General features: G+C 41.2%; 22 protein-coding genes. 9 read left to right on the top strand and 13 right to left on the bottom strand.

The window, feature by feature from the left end; genetic code table 11:
• Positions 1-176 precede the first annotated feature (176 nt).
• Positions 177-1,649: an aminotransferase class I/II-fold pyridoxal phosphate-dependent enzyme gene (locus NST39_RS07535; RefSeq protein WP_341027725.1), complete on the top strand. Its 1,473-nt coding sequence runs from the start codon at positions 177-179 to the stop codon at positions 1,647-1,649.
• Positions 1,650-1,692: 43 nt separating this feature from the next.
• On the opposite strand, the gene NST39_RS07530 is transcribed toward NST39_RS07535, so the two are convergent.
• Positions 1,693-1,812 (bottom strand): GapA-binding peptide SR1P, encoded by a 120-nt coding sequence (locus NST39_RS07530; RefSeq protein WP_003212464.1) that lies wholly within the window; start codon positions 1,810-1,812, stop codon positions 1,693-1,695.
• A 316-nt stretch (positions 1,813-2,128) separates the two neighbouring features.
• On the opposite strand from NST39_RS07530, the gene NST39_RS07525 reads away from it, so the two are divergent.
• The gene (locus NST39_RS07525) at positions 2,129-2,509 is read left to right on the top strand and encodes a hypothetical protein (protein ID WP_223250645.1); all 381 of its coding nucleotides are present in this window, start codon (positions 2,129-2,131) and stop codon (positions 2,507-2,509) included.
• A 117-nt stretch (positions 2,510-2,626) separates the two neighbouring features.
• On the opposite strand, the gene lpdA is transcribed toward NST39_RS07525, so the two are convergent.
• The 5 genes from lpdA to NST39_RS07500 all read right to left on the bottom strand — a co-directional run bounded on the left by lpdA (position 2,627) and on the right by NST39_RS07500 (position 8,667).
• A complete protein-coding gene (gene lpdA, locus NST39_RS07520; RefSeq protein ID WP_003211097.1) occupies positions 2,627-4,039 on the bottom strand; it encodes a dihydrolipoyl dehydrogenase in 1,413 nt (470 codons plus the stop codon).
• A 4-nt stretch (positions 4,040-4,043) separates the two neighbouring features.
• On the bottom strand, positions 4,044-5,384 hold the full coding sequence (locus NST39_RS07515; protein ID WP_003211261.1) for a dihydrolipoamide acetyltransferase family protein: 1,341 nt from the start codon (positions 5,382-5,384) through the stop codon (positions 4,044-4,046).
• A 108-nt stretch (positions 5,385-5,492) separates the two neighbouring features.
• Positions 5,493-6,470: a pyruvate dehydrogenase complex E1 component subunit beta gene (pdhB, locus tag NST39_RS07510; protein ID WP_341027722.1), complete on the bottom strand. Its 978-nt coding sequence runs from the start codon at positions 6,468-6,470 to the stop codon at positions 5,493-5,495.
• 3 nt (positions 6,471-6,473) lie between these two features.
• On the bottom strand, positions 6,474-7,589 hold the full coding sequence (gene pdhA, locus NST39_RS07505) for a pyruvate dehydrogenase (acetyl-transferring) E1 component subunit alpha (protein ID WP_044142026.1): 1,116 nt from the start codon (positions 7,587-7,589) through the stop codon (positions 6,474-6,476).
• 409 nt (positions 7,590-7,998) lie between these two features.
• Positions 7,999-8,667 carry a YkyA family protein gene (locus NST39_RS07500; RefSeq protein ID WP_341027718.1) on the bottom strand — a complete coding sequence of 223 codons (669 nt, stop codon included), beginning with the start codon at positions 8,665-8,667 and terminating at the stop codon, positions 7,999-8,001.
• A 234-nt stretch (positions 8,668-8,901) separates the two neighbouring features.
• Here NST39_RS07500 and NST39_RS07495 point away from each other — a divergent pair, with 234 nt between their 5' ends.
• Positions 8,902-9,090 (top strand): YjcZ family sporulation protein, encoded by a 189-nt coding sequence (locus tag NST39_RS07495; protein ID WP_106067392.1) that lies wholly within the window; start codon positions 8,902-8,904, stop codon positions 9,088-9,090.
• A 112-nt stretch (positions 9,091-9,202) separates the two neighbouring features.
• Entirely contained in the window at positions 9,203-9,760 is a 558-nt protein-coding gene (def, locus tag NST39_RS07490; RefSeq protein WP_065097207.1) for a peptide deformylase, read from the top strand.
• A gap of 242 nt (positions 9,761-10,002) precedes the next feature.
• Here def and NST39_RS07485 read toward each other — a convergent pair whose 3' ends face one another.
• Entirely contained in the window at positions 10,003-10,782 is a 780-nt protein-coding gene (locus NST39_RS07485) for a Cof-type HAD-IIB family hydrolase (RefSeq protein ID WP_341027716.1), read from the bottom strand.
• A gap of 395 nt (positions 10,783-11,177) precedes the next feature.
• On the opposite strand from NST39_RS07485, the gene NST39_RS07480 reads away from it, so the two are divergent.
• Both NST39_RS07480 and rnjA read left to right on the top strand, forming a co-directional pair.
• Positions 11,178-11,387 carry a DNA-dependent RNA polymerase subunit epsilon gene (locus NST39_RS07480; protein ID WP_003211882.1) on the top strand — a complete coding sequence of 70 codons (210 nt, stop codon included), beginning with the start codon at positions 11,178-11,180 and terminating at the stop codon, positions 11,385-11,387.
• 5 nt (positions 11,388-11,392) lie between these two features.
• Positions 11,393-13,060: a ribonuclease J1 gene (gene rnjA, locus NST39_RS07475; RefSeq protein ID WP_003212511.1), complete on the top strand. Its 1,668-nt coding sequence runs from the start codon at positions 11,393-11,395 to the stop codon at positions 13,058-13,060.
• Positions 13,061-13,160: 100 nt separating this feature from the next.
• On the opposite strand, the gene ade is transcribed toward rnjA, so the two are convergent.
• The 5 genes from ade to NST39_RS07450 form a co-directional block, all read right to left on the bottom strand.
• The gene (ade, locus tag NST39_RS07470) at positions 13,161-14,891 is read right to left on the bottom strand and encodes an adenine deaminase (RefSeq protein ID WP_341027712.1); all 1,731 of its coding nucleotides are present in this window, start codon (positions 14,889-14,891) and stop codon (positions 13,161-13,163) included.
• A gap of 263 nt (positions 14,892-15,154) precedes the next feature.
• Positions 15,155-15,823: a potassium channel family protein gene (locus NST39_RS07465; RefSeq protein WP_044142031.1), complete on the bottom strand. Its 669-nt coding sequence runs from the start codon at positions 15,821-15,823 to the stop codon at positions 15,155-15,157.
• A 37-nt stretch (positions 15,824-15,860) separates the two neighbouring features.
• The gene (locus NST39_RS07460; protein WP_341027710.1) at positions 15,861-16,697 is read right to left on the bottom strand and encodes a gamma-glutamylcyclotransferase; all 837 of its coding nucleotides are present in this window, start codon (positions 16,695-16,697) and stop codon (positions 15,861-15,863) included.
• Positions 16,698-16,701: 4 nt separating this feature from the next.
• Positions 16,702-18,012 carry an ATP-binding protein gene (locus tag NST39_RS07455; protein ID WP_341027707.1) on the bottom strand — a complete coding sequence of 437 codons (1,311 nt, stop codon included), beginning with the start codon at positions 18,010-18,012 and terminating at the stop codon, positions 16,702-16,704.
• A gap of 144 nt (positions 18,013-18,156) precedes the next feature.
• Positions 18,157-18,435: an AbrB/MazE/SpoVT family DNA-binding domain-containing protein gene (locus NST39_RS07450; RefSeq protein ID WP_341027704.1), complete on the bottom strand. Its 279-nt coding sequence runs from the start codon at positions 18,433-18,435 to the stop codon at positions 18,157-18,159.
• 276 nt (positions 18,436-18,711) lie between these two features.
• Here NST39_RS07450 and mreBH point away from each other — a divergent pair, with 276 nt between their 5' ends.
• The 3 genes from mreBH to NST39_RS07435 all read left to right on the top strand — a co-directional run bounded on the left by mreBH (position 18,712) and on the right by NST39_RS07435 (position 21,264).
• On the top strand, positions 18,712-19,719 hold the full coding sequence (gene mreBH, locus NST39_RS07445; RefSeq protein ID WP_012009812.1) for a rod-share determining protein MreBH: 1,008 nt from the start codon (positions 18,712-18,714) through the stop codon (positions 19,717-19,719).
• A gap of 74 nt (positions 19,720-19,793) precedes the next feature.
• A complete protein-coding gene (locus tag NST39_RS07440) occupies positions 19,794-19,925 on the top strand; it encodes a protein YkpC (RefSeq protein ID WP_003210922.1) in 132 nt (43 codons plus the stop codon).
• Between the two features lie 106 nt (positions 19,926-20,031).
• The gene (locus NST39_RS07435) at positions 20,032-21,264 is read left to right on the top strand and encodes an aminopeptidase (protein ID WP_111911417.1); all 1,233 of its coding nucleotides are present in this window, start codon (positions 20,032-20,034) and stop codon (positions 21,262-21,264) included.
• 238 nt (positions 21,265-21,502) lie between these two features.
• On the opposite strand, the gene NST39_RS07430 is transcribed toward NST39_RS07435, so the two are convergent.
• Positions 21,503-23,122 carry an ABC-F family ATP-binding cassette domain-containing protein gene (locus NST39_RS07430; RefSeq protein ID WP_341027701.1) on the bottom strand — a complete coding sequence of 540 codons (1,620 nt, stop codon included), beginning with the start codon at positions 23,120-23,122 and terminating at the stop codon, positions 21,503-21,505.
• Positions 23,123-23,197 lie beyond the last annotated feature (75 nt).

The following is a 23,197-nucleotide window of genomic DNA, read 5'->3' as shown; positions in this document are numbered from 1 at the left end:
CTTTAACACTCATTTCTTATTTGAACTTTTATTATAGCATCTGTTCGATCAGAAACCGATTGATTTTATGCTTTACATTCCGATCAGTTCATAATATAATTCTTTTGTTTTATGCAATGAAATCTGTCGTTATTGGCACAATAATAGCAGGTATTTCGATGAAGGTGGGAAAGCAATTGTCACAACATGATACACCCTTATACACTGGACTAAAAAAACACGCAGCAACCAATCCAGTTCAATTTCACATTCCTGGCCATAAAAAAGGAGCCGGAATGGACCCTGAATTTAGAGCATTCATTGGCGACAATGCACTAAGCATTGATCTCATTAATATAGAACCTCTCGATGATTTACACTCACCTCGAGGAATGATAAAAGAAGCACAAGATTTAGCTGCTGAAGCCTTCGGTGCTGACCATACGTTTTTCTGTATTCAAGGAACAAGCGGCGCCATCATGACAATGGTTATGACCGTATGCGGACCTGGGGATAAAATCATCGTTCCGCGTAACGTCCATAAATCGATTATGTCCGCGATTGTATTTTCTGGCGCAGTTCCTGTTTTTATTCACCCAGAAATAGACAAAGAGCTTGGCATCTCTCACGGCATTACACCAGAATCAGCGAAAAAGGCACTCACGGAGCACCCAGATGCAAAAGGTCTGCTTGTGATTAATCCGACGTATTTTGGCGTTTCAGCAGACTTAAAATCGATTGTAGACATTGCCCATTCATTTCATGTGCCTGTCCTTGTCGATGAAGCACACGGCGTGCATATTCATTTTCACGATAAGCTCCCGCTATCTGCCATGCAGGCAGGTGCCGACATGGCAGCAACAAGTGTCCACAAACTCGGCGGTTCCCTGACCCAAAGCTCTATTTTAAATATGAAGGAAGGGCTTATCTCAAAAGATCGCGTGCAATCGATTTTGAGCATGCTGACAACAACGTCTACTTCTTATTTGCTCTTGGCGTCACTTGATGTCGCTCGAAAGCGATTAGCCACTGAAGGAAAGACACTAGCAGATGAAGCCATCCGTTTAGCTGAATCAGCGAGAAACCGTTTGAATCAAATTGATGGCATTACGTGTATTGGCAAGGAAATACTCAGTTCAGCTTCTACGTATGATTATGATCCAACGAAATTAATTATTTCAATTAAAGACCTTGGCCTCAATGGCCATGATGTCGAAAAATGGTTGAGAGAAAGCTACCGGATTGAAGTGGAGCTTTCTGACCTTTACAACATTTTATGTATTGTGACCCCTGGTGATTCTGATGAAACAATCGATACGCTTATAACGGCTATGAAAGACATTGCCGCAACCTCTACAAGTGAGAGCGGCACACAACCGGTAACAGAAGTACTGCTGCCTGAGATTCCATCGCTTGCCATGACGCCGCGTGATGCCTTTTACGCCACAACTGAAGTGGTTCCGTTAAAAGAAGCAGCTGGCCGCATCATCGCAGAGTTTGTCATGGTGTACCCGCCAGGCATACCTATTTTTATACCAGGAGAGATTATCACAGAAGAAAATATCTCCTATATCTTTAAAAACATTGAAATTGGTCTCCCTGTCCAAGGACCAGAAGATTCAACGCTAGAAATGATCCGCGTGATTAAAGAACAGAAAGCAATTTTATAAAAAAGAAACATGCAGCCCCAAATGGAGCTGCATGCTTTTTTATTTATTCAGAGGCTTCATCACAGCAATGACAGTGACCACACGTTCCGTATAGTGTTGTCACTTTTTCATTTTCAAATTGATCAATGGTCTCATTGCAATCTTGACAAATAATTGTACCCACGTACATTCCCCTTTTCTTCATTCAATATTTGAAAGCGTTTAATCTATTTCATACTTCTATAATATGGTGTCACATTTAAGTTGTCAACGGTTAATTGTATGACACATTTAATTATTTTTTATGAATATATGCTATTTTCTCATCATATTGAGAGAACGTTTCAATTGTATTTTGCTTCATATCAATTCTGTAACAATTGAGTAACAATCGAAAATTGTCAAAAAGGACATGATACACTAGAGTGACTAACAGGTAACCAGCTCCTAAAAATGTTGGGACAACCCCAAAGGATTTTGAGGTGAATAGATTGAATTTTATGAGGACACTTCTCATTATATTCCCCATGCTCTTTGTACTTAGTTCATGCTCATTTGCGTATATCATACCGAATCAGACAGACCAAGTCAGTCATATTCAAAAACCAAGAATTCTCTTTTTTACAGATGCAGAAAATCTCGATAAAGAAAGTCCTTATTATGATGCAGTCCTCGATTTAAAGAATGAATACCCGAAGGAAATGTCAAAGATGATTGTGAAAGAAGATCGTAAAGGCTGGAAAAATGAAGTAGACGAATTACCGGCTATTTTACTTGTAAATAATGAAAAAGTCATTGTAAAGGTTGAAGGAAATGTCAGCAGCAAAGAGGATATTTTATCGCCTTTATGCCACGCTTTAGACCGCGTGAATACAAATTAATGGCTTCACCTTGCACTTATATATCCATATGAAAAAGCCCCTCATTTCATGAGGGGTCTTTCTCATGCAGCGCTCAAAAAAACCCTCTCCTTGATGGAGAGGGTTTTAATAAGTTCATTATTTTACGATATGAATTGGGCTTCCAATTGCTACTTCAGCCGTTTCCATTGTAATTTCACCTAAAGTTGGGTGAGCGTGAATTGTCATTGCGATATCTTCGGCAGTCACTCCAGCTTCGATTGCAAGGCTAAGCTCTGAAATCATATCAGAAGCGCCAACACCTGCGATTTGTGCACCAATCACAAGACCATCCTCTTTACGAGTGATCATCTTCATGAAGCCATCAGTTGCGTCAAGAGAAAGTGCACGTCCGTTTGCTGCGAATGGGAATTTCGCTGCAACGATGTCGATTCCTTCTTCTTTTGCTTCTGCTTCAGTGTATCCAACAGTTGCAAGTTCTGGCTCAGAGAATACAACAGCAGGAATACCAAGATAATCAATTTCAGCTGGCTCTCCAGCGATTGCTTCAGCTGCAATTTTACCTTCGTAAGAAGCTTTGTGTGCAAGTGGTGGTCCATCAACGATGTCACCAATTGCATAGATGTTAGATACGCTTGTACGGCATTGTTTGTCTGTTTTGACAACTCCGCGGTCAGTCAATTCAACACCAACTTGCTCAAGACCAAGCTCATCTGTGTTTGGACGACGACCAACTGTCACAAGTACGTAATCAGCATCAACTGTTTTTTCTTCACCTTTTACTTCGAAAGTAACAGTGACACCATCAGATTTTTCTTCAACGCCTTTAGCAAGAGCGTTTGTATGGATTTCAACGTTTCCTTTTTTCTTCAGGTTACGTTTAACCAATGAGCTCATTTGCTTTTCGAAACCTGGAAGGATTTCGTCTCCACCTTCAAGGATGACAACTTCTGTTCCAAAGTTTGCATAAGCAGTACCAAGCTCAGTACCGATATATCCACCACCGATAACAACTAACTTCTTAGGTACTTCTTTAAGCGCTAAAGCACCAGTTGAGTTGATCACGCGATCTGTGTATTTAAAAGTAGGCAATTCAATTGGACGAGATCCAGTTGCAAGAATTGCATTTTTGAAAGTGTAAGTCTGTGCTGAATTTTCATCCATTACACGTACAGAGTTGCTGTCTACGAAATAAGCTTCACCTTTAACGATATCTACTTTATTTCCTTTAAGAAGACCTTGAACTCCACCTGTTAATTTGTTTACAACAGAAGCTTTCCACTCTTGAACTTTTGTGAAATCAACTGTTACGTTTTCAGCTTTGATACCCATGTCTTCAGAATGCTTAGCATTTTCGAAACGATGGCCAGCATTGATTAATGCTTTTGAAGGAATACAACCAACGTTTAGACATACACCGCCAAGAGTTCCTTTTTCAACGATTGTTACTTTTTGTCCAAGCTGTGCAGCACGAATAGCAGCTACATATCCACCAGGACCTGCACCGATGACAAGAGTATCTGTTTCGATTGGGAAATCTCCTACTACCATGACATTACGCCTCCATTAAAATTAATTGTGGATCATTCAATAAACGCTTGATGTGGTTAAGGGCATTTTGCGCAGTAGCTCCGTCGATCATACGGTGGTCAAAGCTTAGGGAAAGAGCTAAGACTGGAGCTGCAACGATTTCGCCATCACGAACAACCGCTTTTTCAGCGATACGGCCAATACCAAGGATCGCTACTTCTGGGTGGTTAATGACTGGAGTAAACCATTGTCCACCAGCAGAACCGATGTTTGTGATTGTGCAAGATGCACCTTTCATTTCAGCTGGAGCCAATTTACCATCACGTGCTTTTGTTGCAAGCTCGTTGATTTCGTTAGACACTTCGAAAATTGCTTTGCGATCTGCATTTTTCACAACTGGAACGAGCAGGCCTTTTTCAGTATCAGCTGCAATTCCGATGTTGTAGTAATGCTTTTGAACAACTTCATCTGTTTTATCATCGATAGAAGTGTTAAGTACTGGGTACTTTTTCAAAGCAGAAGTAAGAGCTTTTACAACGTAAGGCAAGTAAGTTAACTTGATTCCTTGATCAGCTGCAACTTGTTTGAATTGTTTACGATGTGCAACAAGGTTCGTTACATCAACTTCATCCATTAATGTTACGTGAGGAGCTGTATGCTTAGAGTTCACCATTGCTTTCGCGATCGCTTTGCGGATTCCGCTCATTTTCTCGCGAGTTTCTGGGAATTCCCCTTCAAGAACTGGAGCTGCTGCCGCTTTAGGAGCTGCTTCTTCTTTTGCACTTTCAGCTGCTTGAGGTGCTGCTTCTTGAGCTGCAGAACCACCATTAACGAAGCTGTCGATATCTTCTTTTAACACACGACCGTTTTTACCAGAACCTGCAACTTTGTAAATTTCAATGCCTTTTTCACGAGCATATTTACGTACAGATGGCATAGCGATAACGCGTTTGTTTGGATCAGCATCTACTTGTTCTTGTGCGCCTGCACCAGTTGCTGCTGCCGCTTCTTCTTGTGCTACTTCTTTCTTCTCTGGCTCGTTACCAGCTTCAGCAGTACCTTGTACTTGAGCTTCAGTTTTTGCTTCGCCTTCTTCTTCGCTGCCTTTAAATTGAAGATTTTCGTAACCAGGTGCATCAAACGTAATGATTGTTTGTCCTACAGTTGCAACTGTTCCCTCTTCAACTTTTAATTCTAATACTTTTCCTTTAACAGGTGAAGGAATTTCTACAACTGCTTTATCGTTTTGTACCTCTGCTAAAACGTCATCTTCATTAATTTCGTCGTTTGGTTTTACAAACCACTTAACGATCTCACCTTCGTGGATACCTTCTCCGATGTCCGGAAGTTTAAATTCAAATGCCACTGTTTTTCGCCTCCTAGATTTTGTTGAATCCTTGTTGTGTAAACATTACACGATCATGTAATTGATAAAGGGGAAGAGAAATAAATTCTTTTCCCCCTTGTCATTTAATTAAAATTCAAGAACTTTCTTAGCTGTTTCAAGCACGTCTTTATGGTTTGGAAGCCATACAGTTTCAGCTTGAGAGAAAGCAAATACAGTATCAGGTGCAGCTACACGAAGTACTGGAGCTTCTAAGCTAAGGATTGCTCTGTCATTGATTTCAGCTACTACGTTTGCAGCAATACCAGCTTGTTTTTGTGCTTCTTGAACAACGATCGCACGGCCTGTTTTTTCAACAGAAGCGATGATTGTTTCAATATCAAGCGGGCTTACTGTACGAAGGTCGATCACTTCAGCAGAAACGCCTTCTTTTTCAAGTTCTTCAGCAGCTTTAAGTGATTCGTGAACCATTGCACCGTAAGTAATGATTGAAAGATCAGAACCTTCACGTTTCACGTCAGCTTTACCGATTTCAATTGTGTACTCTTCTTCAGGAACTTCCTGACGGAAAGAGCGATAAAGTTTCATATGCTCAAGGAATACAACTGGATCGTTGTCGCGAATTGCAGAAATTAATAGTCCTTTTGCATCGTAAGGTGTTGAAGGAATAACCACCTTGATACCAGGCTGTTGTGCGATAAGACCTTCTAAGCTGTCAGCGTGAAGCTCAGGTGTGTGAACTCCCCCGCCGAATGGAGAACGGATTGTCACTGGAGAATGCCAGCGTCCGCCAGAACGGTAGCGCATACGAGCCATTTGTCCAGAAACAGAATCTAATACTTCGTAAACGAATCCGAAGAATTGAATTTCCATTACTGGGCGGAATTCTTGTAGTCCAAGGCCAATTGCAAGACCGCCAATACCAGATTCAGCAAGTGGAGTATCGAATACGCGATCCTCACCAAACTCTTTTTGCAATCCTTCAGTCGCACGGAATACGCCGCCGTTTTTACCAACGTCTTCTCCGAAAACGAGAACGTTTTCGTCATTTTTCAGTTCTGTGCGTAACGCATCAGTGATCGCTTGAATCATTGTAATTTGCGCCATGGCTTACTTCGACTCCTTCTGTTTGTAAATTTCAAGCTGTTCAACTAGGTTGAATGGTTTTACTTCATACATGTTTTCAATCAAGTCAGTGACTTTTTGCTTAGGCTGTTCGTCAGCTTCTTTGATTGCTTGTTTGATTTGTTCTTTTGCATCTTCGATGACTTTATTCTCTTCTTCTTCAGACCATAGGCCTTTGTTTTCCAAGAATTTGCGGTAGCGTACCAATGGATCTTTTTGCTCCCACTCGTTTTCATCTTCTTTTGTACGATATCTTGTTGGATCGTCACCAGCCATTGTATGTGGGCCGTAACGGAATGTAAGAGTTTCGATTAATGTTGGACCTTCACCATTTATAGCACGCTCACGAGCTTCAGCAGTCACTGCATATACAGCTAATGCATCCATACCGTCAACTTGTACGCCTACGATACCAGCTGCAGCTGCTTTTTGTGCAATTGTTTGCGCAGCAGATTGCTTTTCAACAGGTGTAGAGATCGCATATCTGTTGTTTTGGACAACAAAAATCGCTGGCGCTTTGTAAGCCCCTGCAAAGTTAATACCTTCGTAGAAATCACCTTGTGAAGCTCCGCCATCACCTGTGTAAGTGATTGCAACAGCTTTTTTACCGCGTTTTTTCAAACCAAGAGCTACACCAGCAGCTTGAATGATTTGTGCACCGATAATGATTTGTGGAGAAAGTACATTCACACCTTCAGGCATTTGGTTACCAACAAAATGTCCTCGAGAGAACAAGAATGCTTTTGTTAGTGGCAGGCCATGCCAGATTAATTGTGGTACATCACGATATCCTGGAAGAATGAAATCTTCTTTCTCAAGTGCAAAGTGAGTTGCAAGCTGAGAAGCCTCTTGTCCAGCGGTTGGCGCATAGAAGCCAAGACGTCCTTGACGGTTCAATGAAATTGAACGTTGATCTAATACACGTGTAAACACCATACGGCGCATTAATTCTTTTAATTGGTCATCTGAGAGATCTGGCATTGCCGCTTCGTTTACGACTTCGCCTTTTTCGTTTAAAATTTGAAACGTTTCAAACTGCTTTTTGATGGCATCAAATTGCTTTTTGCTATCAACAATTGCTTTTTTTGTTTTTGCAGCCATTCTAAAGTCACCTCTTCCTTTCTTTTAACAGTCAATTTGTCGTGAATCCATTTATACATACAGATATAGGATAACCCAAAATACACATATGACTCCTGTATTTAATAGCCACTAGGATCGTTGTCGAAACATGAGATGATCGCTCGTTTTTGAGTTCTTATAACTGTATTAACGATAGTTCACAAATAACTAATACAACTTCTGTTAACAAGGACTAGTTTACAACAAGAAAAATAGTCCGTCAATTGATTTAACGCCTTTATTTAAATAAATGTATTCGCTTTACTTTTTATGGTGAGCTGTATCAATCTGTTTAACAAACACTTCAAACTGTACTAGTATAGAGTATACTACTGTACTACAATAGAAAATGTTTGTTTTTGTCGAAAAATAAAAAAGAGCTGTTTTTTCAGCTCTTTTTGGACTCTTGATCTGCCGCTTTAGACAAAGCCTGTTTATGCTCATTCAATTGCTTTGTATATTGATTGAACTTTTTACCTTCTTTTCTGACTTTGCTATAAGAATGGTTCACCGTCTTCAGCTTGAATTTTAGCTCTTTATATCCTAAGTCCTTTTTCTTTAAAGATTGATATAAATGCTGATCTTGTTTCAACGCCTTTTGATATTCCTTGTAAAGCTGGTCATACGACGCATATCTTTTCTCAAGCGATTTGACCGTTTCATCTGCTTTTTCTTTTAAATCCGTATCTTGTATACGTCCCGCAGATTTCTTGACCGTTTTCAATTCTTTTTTCGATTCATCCATGCTGTCTTTTTCTGTTTTCAAATGTTCTTCTCGTTTCGCTGCAGATGCTAACGCCTGATCAGAAAGGCTTGTCACTGTATTAGTGTGATCCTTTGTGGTTTGAATCATTTTTTTATAGAGCTGCTGCTCTTTTTTCTCATAGCTTTGCAGTGCGCCTTGCTCTTTTTCAAAGGATGCTTCTTTTTCGCTCATTTTCTTCATCGCATCTTGCATGTCATGAAATGAACTTTGACCTCCGCATCCCGCCAGCAAAAGGGTACATATCCCCGCTAAAGCAGCACCTGCTTTCATGCTTCTTCTTATTTGTTTCATCACAAGGTTCCCCCTTTACATCTCCACATACCACTATAATTTTTATAGGCGTTTGTGACAAGGAAAGAGGTCATTCTGATGAGCTAAAGAAGATTTTTTTCAAGTGATAGGCGCATGACTATACAAATAGTGCATTCATACATAGTTTATATTACACGCTTCGCCTTCACTTATGAGAGGCCGAGTGTATTTCCAAAGGAGGTCAAAAGTATGTCTAATTATAGTCATGGAAGTATGTATGGTGGATACGGCGGTTACGGGTATGGACACGGTGGTGGATATGGCGGTGGCTGTTGTTACCCAAGTTATGGCGGTGGATACGGATACGGCGGTGGACGGACATTCGCTTTAATCGTTGTCCTTTTCATCCTATTAATCATCGTTGGCGCAGCATTCTTAGGCGGCGGTGGCGGCTGCTGCTAATGGCTGTTTAAGCCTCTGACCGGTCTCATAGGACCGGTCTTCTTTATTTCATTGCATATGTTGTGTATCATTTTATATACTTTACATACAAAGGAAATAGGAGTGAAGATTTGTGATTACCATGGAAGATATCGTACGGGACGGACATCCCGTCTTAAGACAAACAGCTGAAGCGGTCGAGCTCCCGCCGACAGAAGAGGAAAAACAGCAATTAGCTGACATGATTGAATTCGTTAAAAATAGTCAGGATGCTGACATAGCTGAAACGTATGGACTCAGACCCGGCGTTGGACTCGCGGCTCCGCAAATTAATGTCAGTAAGCGAATGATCGCTGTTCACTGTGAGGATGAAGATGGAGAGGAATACAGCTATGCCCTTTTCAACCCGCGCATTGTCAGTCATTCCGTCAAAAGAGCTTATTTAACTACTGGTGAAGGCTGCTTATCTGTTGATGAAGCCATTCCTGGATTTGTCCCTCGATATCAAAAGATCAGGGTGAAGGCCACAACGCTTGAAGGAGAAGACATTGACATTCGCCTAAAAGGGTTTCCGGCCATTGTGTTTCAGCATGAAATCGACCATTTAAACGGCATTATGTTTTATGATCATATTCAAAAGGATCAGCCATTCGCTGAGCCTGACAACTCTGTTGCGATCGGCAGATCATAAAATAAAAAGAAGACCCAATCACCTAAGGGTCTTATTAGATTGTTGACAAAGTGCTAAAATGATTTTTATTTTAGCACTTTGTCTTCTTTTCAGAGTGATAGAAAGCCTTTGCAGTCTAGGAAGGGCAGCTACTTTTGCGGAGCGAATTGAACATTCGTGAGCATCAGCGCGCAGACCTGCGGGCGAATGCGAGGGTTTGTCTACACGCTGAGAAGACCCAATCACCTAAGGGTCTTCTTTTTTTATTCTTCAATCAAGCCTAGATGAGTCACTGCATGGAATATGCCGTCTTCATCCACCGGCTTTGTCACAAAATCAGCCAAATCTTTTAGTTCATTCACAGCATTTCCCATGGCGACGCCTGTACCAGCAAACGAAATCATCTCTCGATCGTTCAGACCGTCTCCAAAGGCAACGGTATCCTTTTGCTCATAAGGCAGTCTTTCGATAACTCGTTTAATGCCTTCAGCCTTCGATCCGCCTTTTGGCACGACATCTGTTGACAGCTCGTGCCACCTGACAAGATCAATTTCTTCGCGGAACGCCTCGTATTGGACTTCCTCTTCTGCCTTACAGAATAACAGTATTTGAAAAATCTCGTTCTCTTTAAAGTAAGACAAATCATGTTCAGGATGCTTTATTTTTAAAGTCCCAATCCCCTCATGGATAAACGGATGATTTGGCACAGAAGCCTTCAGCGCTTTTTCTCCCATGAAAACAAGCGGATGATCTTGACGATCTGCCGTTTCATAAATTTTCTCCATCAGCTCCAGTTTAAGCGGATTGCCGTAAATGACTTCTCCCTCAAACATGACATACTGACCGTTATAAGCAATAAAGGAGTCAAGCCCCAATTCCTCTAAAATAGGCTTAATTAAAAAAGGCGAACGCCCAGATGCAATGAAGAGATGATGGCCTTTTTCTTTTAATAAATGAACCGCTCGCTTCGTTGATTCAGGTATTTTTTTATCATGATCATATAAAGTACCGTCGATATCAAAGAAGATGACTTTTTTATTCATATCCCGTCTCCTGTCTCTTGTTATGTATACCCACTCCCTTTCATCATACAGAAAGATTTCTGCTTTCGAAACCACTTCCTATGAAAACGCCCATTTCCCACATATAACCATGTAACATTCAATGGAAACGTCATATAATACAAGTATAAAGAGAGAACGGAATACAAGGTCTAATCTAAGTTCAATTCGAAAGGAGGCGACCTGCGATGCTTCGTCGTCTGCGCAAGAAAATTAGAAGACAATGGAAGGACATGCTTCGAAAAAAATCGATCGCTTAAAAGGATCTTCCGCACATTTGCTGAAGGTCCTTTTTTCTCAGAGACTTTTCTTATGCGCGTTTTTTTAATATAATAGAAATAGCGAGTGTAACATACGGTATTTAAGGAGAGATTTGGATGATATATAAGGTATTTTTTCAGGCAAGTACTACTGAGGTACCTGTAAGAGAACACACAGATTCACTATACGTTGAAGCGGTTTCTGAAAGAGACGTACGCGATAAGTTGAAAAAACATAGCTACAACATTGAATTCATTCAGCCTGTAGACGGTGCTTTTTTAGACTATGAACGAGAAAGTGAAAATTTTAAAGTATTGGAGCTATGAGAGGAATGAAATTTGTAAAAAACGATCAGGCGGCAGTTTTTGCGCTCGGCGGTTTAGGCGAGATCGGTAAAAACACGTATGGCGTTCAATTTCAAGATGAAATCATTTTAATTGATGCTGGTATTAAGTTCCCTGAAGATGAGCTTCTTGGAATTGACTACGTCATCCCTGACTATACGTACTTAGTTAAAAACGAAGATAAAATCAAAGGTCTTTTCATCACTCACGGACATGAAGACCACATCGGCGGTATCCCTTACCTTCTCAAGCAAGTGAATATTCCAGTTTACGGCGGCAAACTCGCAATCGGCCTACTTCGTAATAAATTGGAAGAGCACGGTCTCTTGAGACAAACAAAACTTCACATTTATGAAGAAGAAGATACCATTAAATTTAGAAAAACAGCTGTGTCTTTCTTTAGAACTACACACAGTATTCCAGATTCTTATGGAATTGTCGTGAAGACACCTCCTGGTAACATCGTACATACAGGTGATTTCAAGTTTGACTTTACGCCTGTTGGCGAACCTGCCAACTTAACAAAAATGGCTGAAATCGGGAAAGAAGGCGTTCTATGTCTTTTATCCGATAGTACAAACAGTGAAATTCCAGAATTTACGATGTCTGAAAGACGCGTAGGCGAAAGCATTGATGACATCTTTAGAAAAGTCGACGGACGTATCATCTTTGCTACGTTTGCTTCAAACATTCACAGACTTCAGCAAGTGATCGAGTCCGCTGTTGCCAACGGCCGAAAAGTTGCGGTGTTTGGACGAAGTATGGAGTCTGCCATTGATATTGGACAAGATCTTGGCTACATTAAATGTCCAAAAAACACGTTCATTGAACATAATGAAATCAACCGTCTACCAGCAAACAAAGTGACGATTCTTTGTACTGGGAGCCAAGGTGAGCCGATGGCTGCTCTTTCTCGTATTGCAAACGGAACTCACCGCCAGATTTCGATTAATCCTGGAGACACTGTTGTCTTCTCATCTTCACCAATTCCGGGTAACAATATTAGCGTAAGCCGCACCATTAACCAGCTGTACCGTGCTGGCGCTGAGGTTATTCATGGCTCACTTAATAATATTCATACATCTGGTCACGGCGGACAAGAAGAACAAAAGCTGATGCTCCGTTTAATTAAACCAAAATTCTTTATGCCGATTCACGGCGAATACCGCATGCAAAAAACGCATATTAAACTTGCGAATGATTGCGGAATTCCTGAGGAAAACTGCTTTATCATGGATAACGGTGAAGTACTTGCACTAAAAGGTGACGAAGCAAGTGTCGCTGGCAAAATTCCATCAGGTAACGTGTATATCGACGGAAGCGGAATTGGCGATATCGGGAATATCGTCTTAAGAGACCGCCGCATTCTTTCTGAAGAAGGTCTTGTCATTGTGGTCGTCAGCATGGACATGAAAGAATTCAAAATCTCTGCTGGTCCTGATCTCATCTCAAGAGGCTTTGTCTACATGAGAGAATCTGGAGATCTCATCAACGACGCACAAGATCTCATTTCAAAGCATCTTGAAAAAGTAATGGAACGCAAGACAACTCAGTGGTCGGAAATTAAGAACGAAATTACGGACACACTTGCACCTTTCCTTTACGAAAAAACAAGACGCCGCCCAATGATCTTACCGATTATTATGGAAGTGTAATCACAAAAAGAGACACGAGCCGACTGGCTGTGTCTCTTTTTTTCATCAAGTATTGAAAAAAGCCGCATATATCCATCGTACACATGCGGTTTCTCACTTTTTATGATTGAATTGGGAGGTGCTGAAAGTTTCTGACATCAAACAAGCCCTTTGTCGTCATTTTCACATCAGGAATGACTGGAAGTGCCAAGAAGGACAGCGTCAAAAACGGATTAAAGTCTAAGGTAAAACCTGTTTCTTTAAGCGCTTCATGAAGTGTATGAAGGCTTTCATTGACGAGATGTGCCGGCTGATCTGACAATAAACCAGAGATCGGTAATGGCAGCGTATGAAGAGAACGCCCTTCTTTAACAACAGTCAAACCGCCGCCTGCTTCTTTTAACGCCTCAATCGCTTTGATGATATCAGCATCATTTGTGCCAACTGCAATTAAGTTATGTGAATCATGTGCAACCGTTGTTGCAATCGCGCCCTGTTTGATGCCAAAGCCACTGACAATCCCTACGCCCATTTCAGATAAACCTTGATGACGTTCAACAAGCACCATTTTCAATACATCTCTGCCTGTATCACTTGTAAATTGTCCGTTCATTTCTGAAGGAGAGACTTGTTCTAACTTTGTTTCAAGCTGATTCGGAATAATACGGATGACATTCATCTGTTGATCGCCCGTGATAGGTAGTGCAATGTCTTCCTCTTGAACATCTACTGCATGAACAGATTGTAATAATGCTGGGCTCGGTGCGCTCTTTTCGACACTCGGCTTGTACTCTCCGTTCTGTGCAACCAATTCACCTGCGATAAATACGCTTGTAATGTCTACATGATGAAAGTCTGAAACGAGCATAAAATCAGCATCATAGCCTGGTGCAATGGCTCCCTTTGTTTTAAGACCAAAACACTCTGCGGCATTTAAGCTTCCCATTTGATAAGCTAAAAATGGATCTAAACCTTCTTTTATGGACATCCGTACTTGCTCATCAATACTTCCCTGTGCCATTAAATCATCCAAATGTTTATCATCTGTACAAAAGAAAAAGCGTCTCGCATTCTTTTCATTGACAGCGGGTAAAACATTTTTCACGTTTTTGGCAACAGATCCTTCTCTCAGCATCACATACATACCCCTTTTCACACGTTCAAGGGCTTCCTGTGCAGTTGTCACCTCATGGTCTGTTTGGACATTGGCCGTCCGGTAGACGTTGATTAAACGATCTGTTAAGCCTGCTAAATGGCCATCAATCAGTTTATTCTCATTTTGGGCATCAAGCAGCTTTTGAAGCATATCTTCTTCTGCCTGCTCCACACCGACATAGTCCATCACCTCAGCAAGACCAAGCACTTCCTTTTCTTGATAAAGAGGCTTTAAATCTTTCGCTTTTAATGTAGCACCTGATCGTTCAAAACTGACTGCCGGTACACAGGATGGCAGCATGAAATAAATATGTAAGGCAGCTTTTCTCGCTTCTTCCAGCATAAAACGGATGCCTGTTATACCTGACACATTGGCGATTTCATGAGGATCTGTTACGACAGTTGTCACACCGCGCGGAACGACAGCTTTGGAAAATTCAGCAGGGGTAACCATAGAAGACTCGATATGAACGTGGCCATCAATAAAACCAGGCACAAGCATTTGACCTGCTGCATCAAGCTCCTGCTTACCCTCGTACTCTCCTATCCCGACTATTTGTCCATTTTCAACAGCGACATCTGCGTCTATCCATTCTTGGTTAAACACATCCATGACTTTCGCATGTTTAATCACGAGGGCTGCTTTTTTTCTCTTTGCTGCTACCTCAATTTGATGTCTGAAAAGCTCCTTATCCAACGACACTGCCTCCTCCAAGTAAACAATATAATGTTTCTTATCGTAAACGAATCTGTTTGTCCAGTCAATGACATTTAGAGAAAATCAACCATATCAAAACACTGATTTTTATTTCTGAATAGTGATAATTGCATGAAAAATAGGATGACTTATTTTTGCGGTTATACATGAATAAAACAACCCTTTTCAGTGTCTATTTCCGTCTCAATGTCCACCTACCATGAACACATTCATATAAAAAAAACACCCCGTCATCGGAGTGCTTAATAATCGTTCTGCATTTCTCGTTTTTCAAAGCGTCCTATATCGGCTACTGCCCCAATGACAATGAGGATATCTTCTTTTTGAATCATTTCATCTGCCAGCGGGGAAACAATGACTTCTTTTCCGCGCTTAATGGCCACGATGTTGATGCCGTACCTTGCCCGTATATCAAGATCTAAAAGAGAATGTCCCGCAAGCCTGCTGTTTGCCACAATCTCAATCAGGCTGTACTCATCTGACAGCTCGAGGTAATCAAGTACGTTATTTGAAATGATTTTATGTGCAATCCGTCTGCCCATATCTCGCTCTGGATGAACGATGCGATCCGCTCCAATTTTGTTGAGCACCTTTTCATGGTAGTCATTTTGCGCTTTCACGGTGACCATTTTGACGCCAAGCTCTTTCAACATAATCGTTGTTAAAATACTTGCCTGAATATTTTCACCGATTGCAACGATGACATGATCAAAATTGCGAATACCAAGATTTTTTAAAACGTTTTCGTCCGTCGAATCACCAATGACCGCATGCGAGGCAATTTTCGCGTACTCGTTTACTCGATCTTCATTCATATCCATCGCCATGACTTCAAGTCCTTCTTCGCTCAGCGCCTTGCAAATACTTCCGCCAAAGCGTCCAAGACCAATGACTGCATATTCCTTTTTCATGTTCAGACTCCTTTTATCTCACTTACCATGCATTTTACTACGGTTTGATTAATGAATCCATATGCGAACGAATTTTTCTGCGGAACGCTTCACTTAAGTAAAGGTCTGCTCCTTTTTCGATTTCACTTCGATAATGAGCTGGCGGAGCGATTTCTTCGCTCTTTTGAATCACAAGAAAGGTTAAACAGTCCTCATAAATTTGATCACCTATTTTGACATCGACAAAAGCTGGACGATATGTACCTTCATATACTCCCTCTCGTTTATACAAATAACGAATGGCATCAAAAGGAACTTCATATAATACACCCTCTGTTTCGCCGCCGTCTTCTACCATATCAGCTCTTGATCCATCTGGCCTCACCAATGTAAATCTCGTAGTAAAACCATTTAGTACACCACCGCCGATGATTTGTCTGAAGTGATGATCGACTTCTGCTAGCTTAAACCTAGCATCATCCATACAGGAGCCATAGGCAAAATAATAGAAGGATGATGGCTTCTGCTGCCACAGTTTATAAGCTTTCCAGCACCCTCTCTTTATTTCTTTCAGCGCTGATGCCTTCTGCTCTGGCAAAGTGTATGTCACGGCTGCTACCTGACCTTGATCCGTCATGACATTGATTTCCTGCTTGTCATACCCTTCCTCTAGTACGTCTATCTTATTCAACGTGTCAGCGGTTACCTCGTATAATTCCCCGTATACAGTGCCTTTTTCTGCGGGAACACACGCTGGATATCCTTGACTTGTATCATAAATCCTTCCATTCATCCAAGCAGATTTAGCTATTAGTCTGCTTTCTTTCATGTACGCTTCTTGGTGCTCTTCATGCTGCAATAGCGTCCCATATACAAATAAAGCTTTCACCGTCATGACTTCACGTCCTCTCAACTTGCTGCTGTCTGCTTTTTTGACACATAGGCAAATAAATATGAAAAGCTGTGCCTTTTCCAAGCTCACTAGACACGTCCATTGTTCCGTGATGATCTTTTAAAATTGTCGCACAGATGGTCAGACCAAGCCCTGTCCCTTCTTTTTTCGTGGAAAAGAAAGGATCATATATTTTTTGAATATCCTTTTCTGACATCCCTTTTCCTTCATCTTGAATGGTAATCTTCCATTCATTCAATACTTTTTCTGTAGATATGTATATGCTGCCACCTTCAGGCATTGCCTCAATCGCATTTTTGATTAAATTAATGAACAGCTGCTTCATTTGGTTAGCGTCTGCTAGGATTGCGCCGGCATCCTGCCTTTTAAATGGCTGCTTGAGATCAATATTTGAAAGAACGGCATTTGTTTTTAATAAAGTAATCACTTGTTCTAGAAGCTCATGAAGCTGAACTTCTTGAAAATGGACCGATTGAGGCTTAGCCAATACAAGTAGCTCACTTAAAACAAAATCAATTCGTTTAATTTCAGAGAAGATAATGTCAAAATAATCGGTTCTTTCAGGATATTGTGTCTTCATCAGCTGTAAAAAACCATTTACTGATGTCAGTGGATTTCTGACTTCATGGGCGATTCCAGCGGCTATTTGTCCAGCGACGGCCAGCTTTTGCGCCTGCATTTGCAATTGCTGATTGGATCTTTCAAGCTCAAGCTTTGCCTGCTTTTGTTTCGTAATATCAGCTACTGTTCCAATTCCTCCGGTAAACTGGTGATGCTCATCAAAATAGAGCTTGTAATGAACGTCTCCCCATACCTTCTTTCCCTCTTTATGTAGAAGCTGCAGTTCTACCCGCCCCGCATCCTTATGCTCCTTGATCACAGATAACAAATGCTGCACCACGCGTTCCTCTTGATCAAAGTACTGATTGTACATGGTGCCTAGACATTCATCAATGTCATAGCCTGTCATTTGTGTCCATGCTTGATTCAAAAAAATAATTTCACCTTTTTCGTTTGTTTCAAAGACGATTTCTTGCAAGTTATCTGTGATTCGATTCAGCCGCTCTGTCAGTTCGTGTGCTTCTTTCTCTCTCGTATTTAAGTCTGACACAAATAGATTTAAGCGGTCTACATAGCCTGAGACAACCCAGATCCCTGTTAGAACAAGGACTGTAAAGGCTAGATCGAGCGGCCAATTAATTTGATAGCCGCCTAGATAATAAAAGAAATCCCAGCTTAATATTAAAATAAATGCAAGAACAGATAACACGATCCGCACTTGATATGTTTTGTTCAAATGATTCCACCTGCCGCCCTGAGATTCTTTGTCAATTGTACCATTTTCCACTTATTTTTTGAGGGAGATGGGGCATTTTTAAGGAACTTTTTTCATAAAAAATAGCCTGTTCTCCGCACAAAGAAAGAGAGCAGGCTATTTTCATTACTGTTGAAGGGCTTCTTGCAGCTCTTTTAGCAGTAGTTCTGCGCCTTCAGCGCTTAAATTAATTTTACCATTTCCATATTCATGATTCTCAGAAGTAATCTCACCAGTCATGAGGCAAACACCCTCTGGCTTGTATTTTTTCAAGACGATTTTCTCCCCATCTATAAAAAATTCCATACTGTCTTTAATTGCGATATCAAGTGCTCTTCTCAATTCGATTGGCATCACAATACGCCCTAGTTCATCTACTTTTCTTACGACTCCGATAGATTTCAATTTCGTTCCCTCTTTCTTTCATTAGCTCAAGATCAATCTGTTTTTCACCAATTGATATATCGTAGACGTAAGAGATTCACGAAAGGTTTCTCCAACTTGAAAATTTTTTTCACAAAAGAAAAAACAAAGGGAAAATTTATTGTGATTGTCAAAATGATACTTGAATTTTACAAGTTCATTTCAAGGTCATCACAAACCCCCACAAATGAGCTCAACCCTCTGAACTTTTAAATGTAAAATTGTTTAAAACAGCAAAAATAGAGATTGGGTGAAAACATGTTTCAAAATGCCGAAATTGGAATTGATTTAGGAACAGCTAACATATTGGTTTATAGTAAAAATAAGGGAATTATTTTAAATGAACCGTCCGTCGTGGCAGTCGATACAGAAACAAAAACTGTACTTGCCGTCGGAACAGAAGCAAAAGAAATGATTGGGAAAACACCTGGGAAAATTGTGGCGATTCGTCCGATGAAAGACGGTGTCATCGCTGATTATGATATGACAACAGATTTACTCAAACAAATCATGAAAAAAGCAGGAAAAAATATCGGGTTTACCTTCAGAAAACCAACGGTCGTCGTATGTACACCTTCTGGTTCAACAGCTGTTGAGCGCCGTGCCATCAGTGATGCTGTGAAAAACTGCGGAGCAAAGCACGTGCATTTAATTGAAGAACCAGTTGCAGCCGCAATCGGCGCTGATCTCCCAGTAGATGAGCCTGTTGCAAACGTCGTAGTCGATATTGGCGGAGGAACAACGGAAGTTGCCATCATTTCGTTTGGCGGCGTTGTCTCTTGTCATTCCATTCGAATTGGTGGAGATCAGCTGGACGAAGATATCATTACATTTGTGCGAAAGAAATATAACCTATTAATCGGCGAGCGGACAGCTGAGCAAGTTAAAATGGAAATTGGTTATGGTCTCATTGAGCATGAGCCAGAGTCATTAGAAGTACGTGGACGTGATCTGGTGACAGGTCTTCCAAAAACGATCACACTTGAATCTCATGAAATTCAAGGTGCCATGCGAGAGTCACTTCTTCATATTTTAGAGGCGATTCGTGCCACATTAGAGGACAGCCCTCCAGAGCTTAGTGGTGACATCGTAGACCGCGGCGTGATCTTAACTGGCGGTGGCGCTTTGTTAAACGGGATTCAAGAATGGCTCTCACAGGAGATTGTCGTTCCAGTTCATATTGCAGCAAATCCACTTGAATCTGTCGCAATCGGAACAGGTCGTTCACTAGAAGTCATTCATAAATTGCAAAAAACATTAAAATAATCTTCTTGTTCTACTTCTTTTTTTATCATTTCGATCATATCGTGAGGAATGGATAAACGTGAAGGAGGAAGAACATGTTGCTTGATTTAGGTAAACGGGTCGTTGTCACAGTCATTTTAACGGGTATTATATTAGGAGGAATGAGCCTGTCGTTTTCACATATGCCCCCTTCTAATGCACAGCCTGTGAAACAACTGAACCGCTAAAAAAGCCGCATGAAAGCGGCTTTTTTATTTTGGCTTTTCGCGTGCTCCCCATTTTCCTTTTCGGTCTTAAATCTGATATGATGAACATGACTAAAGGAGGGTTTTTATGAATTCATTTGAAAAACAACTAGATCAATATGCGAAGACCATCGTTGAAGTCGGTGTGAATGTTCAAAAAGAACAAGAAGTCGTCGTATCTGCATCTACTGAATCTGCAGACCTTGTTCGTCTTGTTGCGAAACATGCGTATGAGCGCGGGGCGAAAAACGTACATATCCGCTGGAGTGACGGTGTTCTTGCTCGTTTAAAATATGAACATGCACCGCAAGATGTGTTTGAGCAATTCCCAGAATGGGAAGCACAGATGATGGAAACCATCGCAAAACGCGGCGGCGCTTTTATCACGATCTTGTCAGAAAGCCCTGACCTTCTGCGAGGCATTGATTCGAAAAAAATCGCTGCACAGCAAAAAGCCGCTGGATCCGCCCTTCATACATATCGCCAATACGTTCAATCAGACAAAGTGGCTTGGACGGTTGTAGGCGCTGCATCAAAAGATTGGGCGAAAAAGATTTTCCCTGACCAGACAGATGAAGAAGCTGTCGCTTTATTATGGGATCAAATCTTTAAAGTCGCTCGCGCTGATCAAGCAGATCCTGTGGAGGCTTGGAAAAAGCACGATGAGTCGCTAAATGAAAAGGTCAAAATCCTAAATGAGCGCCACTACCACAAGCTTCATTATGATGCTCCTGGCACTGATTTAACGATTGAGCTCCCTGAGCAGCACATTTGGGTAGGTGCCGGCAGCGTGAGTGAGCGCGGCGTCTCTTTCATGGCTAACATGCCGACAGAAGAAGTCTTTACTGTACCTAAAAAAGACGGTGTAAATGGGACTGTCTCAAGCACAAAACCGCTCAGCTATGCAGGAAATATCATTGATGAGTTTACTTTAACATTTGAAAATGGCCGAATTGTCGATGTGAAAGCGAAGGAAGGCGAAGACATTTTAACTTCGCTCGTTGAAACAGATGAAGGCTCTCATTATCTAGGTGAAGTTGCTCTTGTACCAGATGATTCACCAATCTCAAACTCGAATATTCTCTATTACAATACCCTTTATGATGAAAACGCATCGAACCACCTTGCCATCGGCAGCGGATATGCGTTCAATATCGAAGGCGGAAAAGAGATGAATCGTGAAGAATTGGATGCAGCTGGTGTAAACAACAGTATCACACACGTCGATTTCATGATTGGTTCAAAGGAAATGAATATTGACGGTATTACAAAAGACGGAAAACGTGAACCGATCTTCCGTAATGGGAATTGGGCGATTTAACCGAAAAAAAGACATCCACAATTGGATGTCTTCAGATTGTTGACAAAGGGCTAAAATGATCTTGATTTTAGCCCTTTGTCTTCTTTTCAGCGTGATAGAAAACCTTTGCAGTCTAGGAAGGGCGAGTACCGGAGCGGAGCGAATTTGACATTCGTGAGCACCGGCGCGCAGGACTGACAACGAATGCGAGGGTTTGTCTACATGCTGAAGACATCCACAATTGGATGTCTTTTCTTATTTACGCATAAAGTTCAACGAGTCTCTTTTGAATCTCTTGATCTGATAAGAACTCATCATATGTTGTTTGTTTATCGACGATGCCATTTGGCGTCACTTCGATAATACGGTTTGCCACTGTTTCAACAAACTGATGGTCATGAGATGAGAAGAGCATCGCTCCTTTAAAGCTCATTAAACCGTTATTTAGCGCCGTAATGGATTCTAGGTCTAAGTGGTTCGTCGGCTCATCCAGAAGCAGTACATTCGCTCCTGACAGCATCATTTTCGATAACATACAACGAACCTTTTCTCCTCCTGATAAGACGCTTGCTTTTTTCTTTACTTCTTCCCCAGAGAAAAGCATACGTCCTAAGAATCCGCGTAAGAAGCTTTCGCTTTGATCATTAGGAGAATATTGGCGAAGCCAATCCACTAAATCGACATCGTTTCCTTCAAAGTATTCACTATTGTCTTTCGGGAAAAAGGCTTGAGATGTTGTGACGCCCCATTTATATGTCCCGCTGTCTGGCTCTATCTCACCAGCAAGAATTTTAAATAAAGTAGACACAGCAAGCTCATTACGGCTTAGGAACGCAATTTTATCCTCGCGATTCATGATAAAGCTGACGTTATCAAGTACTTTCACACCGTCAATTGTTTTCGATAGACCTTCTACTTGAAGGACATCATTTCCGATTTCACGCTCTGGCGCAAAATGAACATACGGATATTTACGTGAAGAGGGCTTAATATCGTCTAAAGAGATTTTATCAAGCAATTTCTTTCTTGAGGTCGCTTGCTTCGATTTAGAAGCGTTCGCACTGAACCGGGCAACGAACTCTTGAAGCTGCTTAATTTGCTCTTCTTTTTTCTTATTTGCATCTTGGCTGAGTTTCAGCGCTAGCTGGCTAGACTCATACCAGAAATCATAGTTACCGACATATACTTGAATTTTTCCGAAGTCTAGGTCCGCAATATGTGTACACACTTTGTTTAAGAAGTGACGGTCATGCGAAACGACGATGACGGTATTTTCAAAATGAATAAGGAACTCTTCTAGCCACTGGATGGCTTGTAAGTCCAAGTGGTTCGTTGGCTCATCCAGAAGAAGGACGTCAGGCTTGCCAAATAACGCTTGGGCTAGTAGTACTTTTACCTTTTCAGAACCACCAAGCTCAGACATTTTCTTCGATTGAAGGCTCTCTGGAATGCCAAGACCTTTTAATAAGATCGCTGCTTCACTTTCTGCTTCCCAGCCGTTTAACTCAGCGAACTCACCTTCAAGCTCTGCTGCACGAATCCCGTCTTCATCTGAGAAATCAGGTTTCATATAGATTGCATCTTTCTCCTGCATCACATCATATAAACGCTTGTGACCCATCATGACGACTTTTAATACTTCAAATTCTTCGTATTCAAAGTGGTTCTGTTTTAAAATCGCTAAACGCTCACCAGGGCTCATATGAATATCGCCCGTCTGAGCCTCAATTTCACCTGAAAGAATCTTTAGAAACGTTGATTTACCAGCTCCATTGGCACCAATTAAACCGTAGCAGTTGCCAGGAGTGAATTTAATATTTACTTCTTCAAATAGTTTACGATCAGCAAATCGCAAACTAACATTATTTACTGCAATCATTTATTAATCCTCCATCACTCATTCATCATTATGAAGTATAACATGAATAACGTTTGATAGAAACGTCTCTCACTA

The sequence above is a fragment of the Bacillus sp. FSL W8-0645 genome (genome assembly GCF_038007905.1).
Taxonomy (GTDB): Bacteria; Bacillota; Bacilli; order Bacillales; family Bacillaceae; genus Bacillus; species Bacillus pumilus.
This window is presented reverse-complemented; position numbering and strand designations above follow the sequence as displayed.